The 5578-nt window shown below is 61.2% G+C and carries 3 protein-coding genes and 2 pseudogenes; 3 read left to right on the plus strand and 2 right to left on the minus strand.

The window, feature by feature from the left end; translation table 11 throughout:
• Positions 1 to 429 precede the first annotated feature (429 nt).
• The gene (locus AC1D34_RS34745; RefSeq protein ID WP_476826687.1) at positions 430 to 1392 is read left to right on the plus strand and encodes a hypothetical protein; all 963 of its coding nucleotides are present in this window, start codon (positions 430 to 432) and stop codon (positions 1390 to 1392) included.
• Between the two features lie 381 nt (positions 1393 to 1773).
• A pseudogene (locus tag AC1D34_RS34750) lies at positions 1774 to 2508 on the plus strand (IS5 family transposase).
• A 57-nt stretch (positions 2509 to 2565) separates the two neighbouring features.
• On the opposite strand, the pseudogene AC1D34_RS34755 reads toward AC1D34_RS34750, so the two are convergent.
• Positions 2566 to 2661 (minus strand): annotated as a pseudogene (locus AC1D34_RS34755) (recombinase family protein); the annotation flags it as partial.
• Positions 2662 to 3357: 696 nt separating this feature from the next.
• Between AC1D34_RS34755 and AC1D34_RS34760 the strand changes: the two are divergent.
• A complete protein-coding gene (locus tag AC1D34_RS34760; protein ID WP_476826688.1) occupies positions 3358 to 4386 on the plus strand; it encodes an AraC family transcriptional regulator in 1029 nt (342 codons plus the stop codon).
• Between the two features lie 158 nt (positions 4387 to 4544).
• Here the strand turns inward: AC1D34_RS34760 and AC1D34_RS34765 are convergent, their stop codons facing one another.
• On the minus strand, positions 4545 to 5495 hold the full coding sequence (locus AC1D34_RS34765) for an IS481 family transposase (protein WP_476826689.1): 951 nt from the start codon (positions 5493 to 5495) through the stop codon (positions 4545 to 4547).
• Positions 5496 to 5578 lie beyond the last annotated feature (83 nt).

Below are 5578 nucleotides of genomic sequence, written 5' to 3' on the forward strand. Positions count from 1 at the left end.
GCTGAGCGTCGCCACCATCCGCAACCACTATCACTTCATCCCCACCGGCCAGTCCAGGCGGCGATAGTGGATCAGCAAGCGGGGTTATCGATCGTCGCAAGGTGGCCCGCTCGCACCAGTTACAGTAGAACGAGCTCGACCGCATAGCGCGATCGGGAACAAGCCCCGATATCGCTCGTCAATCGGCCACCGACAGGCACCCGCGGTCATCCGGGCAACCCTCTGGAAAGGCCAGCAGGCCGGTCTAACATTGGAGTAGCCTCAACCTCCCGACAATGTCCAATTCACACCGAACGCGTCTCTGGGGCAATTTCACAGGCCGGCACTCGCATTAGCCAAGTTACTTTGCTCTCTGGCTGACTTACCTGAGCCCGCGGCAGGCAAGCCTGCGCCGGCTCGCCCGTAGAAAGCCACAAGTGGAGATCCAAAATGCAAACGTGGCGGTCATTCAGCGTTGAAATTATTGTCATGATAATAATTTCAAGCGTTTGTTTGTGGTTGTTCGTCTTGGCTGCCGACCCATACGATACCGGACGCTTCTCCCTACTCCCCAAGCGTTCACTGTCAGCAATTTCAAATCGGATGTCCGTAGCAAGCCTTGGCCGAAACCCGCGCTTCGATGCGGTAATCATTGGAAATTCGCACGTTGCCCCGTTATCACCTCAGCGACTCTCGGAAAACACTGGTTTTGAATTTGTTGCCTTGACATTACCGGGCGCGTCAGTCGCGCCAGAGTTATCAGTATTGAGGTGGTTTCTCACTCATCGAGAAACTCCACCTAAAGCTATCATAATCGGGATTGACGATGTTTGGTGTCGAACAACACCTCGATATATCGAAGAGCCGCCCCAGCCGACTTGGCTTATTAGCGAAAACCCGATTATCTATGCAGCCGGCGCATTTCGATACGACGGTTTAGAGCAAGCATTTCAGCGCCTTTGGTCACCCGAAAGATCAGCCGCTCACCCGCCAAATCCTCGTGGTTTCTGGGACCTCGAACGCGACTTCGTCTGGGACGAAGAAAAGGTATTTGGAGCGCTCGCGAAGCCTTGGGCAAGCACGATCAATCTGTCAGGCGAATATCCATCTCTTAAAATGTTAGGAGAGACATTAAAGTCCGTATCCAATCATACAGCGGTCGCTCTGGTGTTGCTTCCGGTTTGGGCTGACACCCTTCCCAAGGGAGGTCGGGAGCTGATCTCCGAAGAATCCTGCAAGCACGCTATGAAAGATTTCATCAAATCTCGAAAGGGGGGAATATTAATTGACGGCAGGAGCACGAATGTCATGACAACAAACCCGCGGAATTTTTTCGATCGGACCCATTATAGAGAACCGATCGCGCGCCAAATCGAAGCGGAATTGGCTCGGCAGCTTCAGCGTGGTTCGTGAAAACTGTACGGTGAGGCGCTCGCATTGCAAACGCCGAAGCAAGTGGCAAGACTAGAGCGGTCGTGTTGCGGATCGTCGAATTTGAAGAGACGGGCCAAACTTCAACCGCCGAGGTGATCGAGCGCCTGCGGAGCGTGCTGTGGAAGCGTCCGATTTAGGCGAACACGTCGGCCAGGGTCTCTCGCGTGCGATAAGCCTTCGCCCTACAGTGATTGATTGTAAGACCGTATGTCCGCTGAGCCGAGGTGGCTCGCCCTACACTGCATCTTCGAGGGTTGCTCGGAGTGGCCGAGCCGATCCTCACCGCATTAGGGCTCGGACCCATAAAATGGTTGGCTTCGCCGGCTCGGTGTGATTCACGGCTTCCGGGGGGAAGCACGGATGAATCGGGATCAGTTCTGGCTCACGGAGGCGCAGTTTGCGCGGATCGAGCCGCATTTGCCGACGGATACACGTGCGGGTGATCAGCGGCATCGTCCATGTCCTGAAGTCCGGCGGGCGCTGGATCGATGCGCCGCCCGACTACGGGCCGCGCAAGACGCTCTACAACCGCTATGTCCGGTGGGCCGCCAAGGGCGTCTGGGTCGACCTCTTCCATGCCTTAGCGAGCGCCGGCGGTCCTCCGGCCCAGGTGCTCATCGACTCCTCCGCCGTGAAGGCGCATCGCTCGGCCTCGGGTGGAAAAGGGGGGAGTGCTGCCAGGCCATCGGCCGCTCCCGCGGCGGGCGCACGACCAAAATCCATGCGCTGACCGATCGCGACTGCCGCCCCATCGCCTTCCTGCTCACCGGCGGACAAGTCGCTGATTGTACGGCCGGATCGGCCCTGCTGAAGCAGATGCCGCCAGCGCGCATCCTCCACGGCGACAAGGGCTACGACAGCAACGCCATCCGCCGGCAGGTCGAGGAGAACGGCACGATGCCGAACATCCCGCCCAAGGCGAACCGGCGTTGGAAGAACTGCTTCTCGCCCGTCCTCTACCGCGACCGCAACGCCATCGAGCGCATGTTCTGCCGCCTCAAGGACTTCCGGCGCGTCGCCACGCGATACGATCGCCTCGCCGTCAACTTCCTCGCCGCCGTCTGCATCGCCGCAACCGTCAGCTACTGGTTATGAGTCCGAGCCCTAGCAGGCCATTAGTTGAACAAGATAGGACGAGCAGCTCGTCATTGCCACGTCTCCGGCCCGCAAGAGATCGAACAGCCGTTTGCCCTCTGGCCGCTCTGCAAGCCGGGTGCTGACACCAGAGGCACCATGATCTGCAACCAAGCATCGCGGGTTGGCGTGCCGCCGCCGCCTGGTCTGGGTGATGCTGATGGCAACCGATCCCTATGACAAAGCGGACAGATGTCGCAGAAAACAGCGTGCCGATCCCGCTAAGGAGAGCGGAGGGCAGCACGTCAACATGGGTTACCCCCGAGGCAAATCAGTTGGCTGCGAAGAACCAGAGCCCCGCGAGGACGCAGAACAGGATGGCGCTGGCGGCGAGCACGTCGGCAACGATGTCGACCATCAGCGGAATCCTTTTAGGATGTAGGCTACGCAGAGACCGAGCAGCAGCGGCGCCCGGCGATCAGGATCGCGATGGGGACGAATTGTTCGGGCGCCATCGGATCAGCCCTCCTGCGCCGTCGTAGAGCAGGAACAGGGCGGCCACGGCGGCCCAGAGGGCGGAGGCGACGCGCCAGAGCCGCTAGAACCCGCGTCGCCAGTTGATGTCAGGCATGGCTCGGGCTCCGCAGCGGGTTGACGACGGGAGCGGCGGTGTCGGAATGTTATGTTCGCGAATACAAAGCCCGCGCCGCTTAGCGTCTTACGTTCATGGCGCATCGACCCCGGCTTCCCGTTTCGGACCTCCCCGAAATACGTTGCCGTTAGGTCCCCCGCTTGTTATTTTCTGCCATGGTTTTGTTTGCCCCTGCCTGCGTGTTGAGCCGGCACAGACATGAGCAGGGAGTTGCCGCCTTGCCACGTGACCTGAACTCTCTGCCGACAACCCGAGCGGGCATCGCGAGACTTGCAATCGCGCGTCTTGTTGACGTTGGCGTGCCGATTGCGCCTCTGCTGAAGGATATCGGCTTGACCGAGGAGATGCTCGCCGATCCCAATCCGAGAGTACCTGTTCAGGGTCAGATCGCCCTGCTGGACCGGGCTGCCACTGCGCTGAGAGATGACTATCTGGGCTTCACCCTGGCGCAGGACTTCGAGCCCCGCGCCCTCGGGCTGCTGTTCTACGTAATGGCGTCGTCGCAAACGCTTGGCGACGCACTGCAACGAATTGCGCGATACAGTTCGATCACCAACGAAGCCTTGGTATTCAGCGTTGGCACGGGGCGCGAACTCAGCATCGGTCTAACCTACGCAGGCCTTCCGCGGCATTCCGACAGGCATCAGCTCGAGTTCTGCATTTTTGGAACTATCCGCCTCTGCCGCATCCTGACAGGGACGAGTCTGGTGCCCCAGTCCGTCGCGATCGCGCATCATCGGTCAGGAGATACATCGGCGATGTCACGGTTTGCCGGGACGACGGTCGAGTTCGGCGCCGATATCGACGCAATCGTTTTGCCAGCAGACGCGCACGCGCGCCCCCTCGTTAACGCCGACCCTTACCTCAACGATCTCATGCTGGAATATTGCGAAGCGGCGCTGGCGCCCCGCGCAACCAATGCGAGCCCGCTGCGGGTGAGCGTTGAGAATGCGATCGCTCCGCTGCTGCCTCACGGCAAGGTGCGTGCGGAGGTCATCGCGCGTCAGCTTCGAATGAGCGAAAGGACGTTTATGCGACGGCTCGCCGATGAGGGTTTGAGCTTCTCGGAGATCCTTCAGCAGATGCGGCGCGACCTGGCTGTGCGCTATCTCAGCCATAGCGATCTCCATGTCTCGAAAATTGCCTGGCTATTGGGGTTTCAGGACGTCAGCGCGTTCTCGCACGCATTCAAGCATTGGACCGGGCTGGCGCCGAGCCAGATGCGTACCGCGGGCGTTCAGACTTGATTGATGTCGGCTCGCCAGGCCCGACGTTCGTTTCCAAATATTGCCGTCACTCGAGACCCAAATAGGACTGAAGGGCGCTCACGACGAGGTCGCATCGTCGAGTACCGCCTGCGCGAGGCATGCCGAGACCAACTGCAATTGAGCTTCGGAAGATCACGCTAGGTGTGGAGCGTCAACAGGTTGTCCTCGTCGAGAGCGAGTCTGCTGATGGGGGTCTTGGCCTGGATTCCGCCGTGGGGTCGATGCCAATTGTAATGATGGAGCCAGCGCGGCAGCTCTTCGGCTCTGCGCTCTGAGTGGGGATAGGGTCTGGCATAGGCCCATTCGCGTAGCGCCGTCTGGATGAAGCGTTCGGCCTTGCCGTTGGTCCTGGGGGTGTAGGGCCTTGTMCTGATCTGGCGCAGGCCGAGCTCGCGGCAGGCGTGGCGGAAGGCATGGGCTTTGTAGCAGGGGCCGTTGTCGGTCATGACGCGCGCGACGGAGACGCCGAGGCCTTTGTAATAGGCGACGGCGGCCCTGAGGAAGGCGACCGCGCTGAGCGCCGTCTCGTCCGGCTTGATCTCGACGAAGGCGAGCCGGGAGGCATCGTCGATGCAGACATGGGCGAACTCCCAGCCCGCCCCGACGCTGCGGCCGGCGCTGCGATCCCCGGTGACGCGATGCCCCGGCTCCCTGAACCGGTTGAGCTTCTTGATGTCGAGATGGATCAGTTCGCCGGGGCGAGCGCGCTCGTAGCGGCGCGCCGGCTCGGCCGGGTCGAGGTCGCGCATCCGGCTCAGCCGCGCCCGCCGCAGGATCCGGCTCACCGTGGCCGGCGAGACCTCAGCCTGCTTGGCGATGGCCTTGCCGCTCAGCCGCTGGCGCCGCAGTGCGATGATCTGCTCGACCTGGCCTGCCGGCGTCGGGCGATGCAGCCGGCGCGGACGCGACGAGCGGTCCGCCAGCACGGCCATGCCCTCGGCGGCGAAGCGGGTGATCCATTTATGGACGGTCTTGAGGCTGACGCCGGCCGCCTTGGCGATCACGCCAGAGGCCGTGCCTGACGCCGCCATGCGCACGATCCGCTCTCGACCCAACTGCGTCAGACGGGCATTCTTGTGGATGTTCATCCGGTCCTCCTTCGATGGAGACTGAAGCTTCGCAACCTCAGCTTCCTCGCTCGGGACCGGATGGACAACCTATTGAGAGCTCA

This window comes from Allobosea sp. P1_A7, from assembly GCF_056406775.1.

What these genes read in the sequence shown, in the direction of transcription:
- AC1D34_RS34745 (WP_476826687.1), top strand. Translation starts at nt 430, where the DNA reads ATGCAAACGTGGCGGTCATTCAGCGTTGAAATTATTGTCATGATAATA.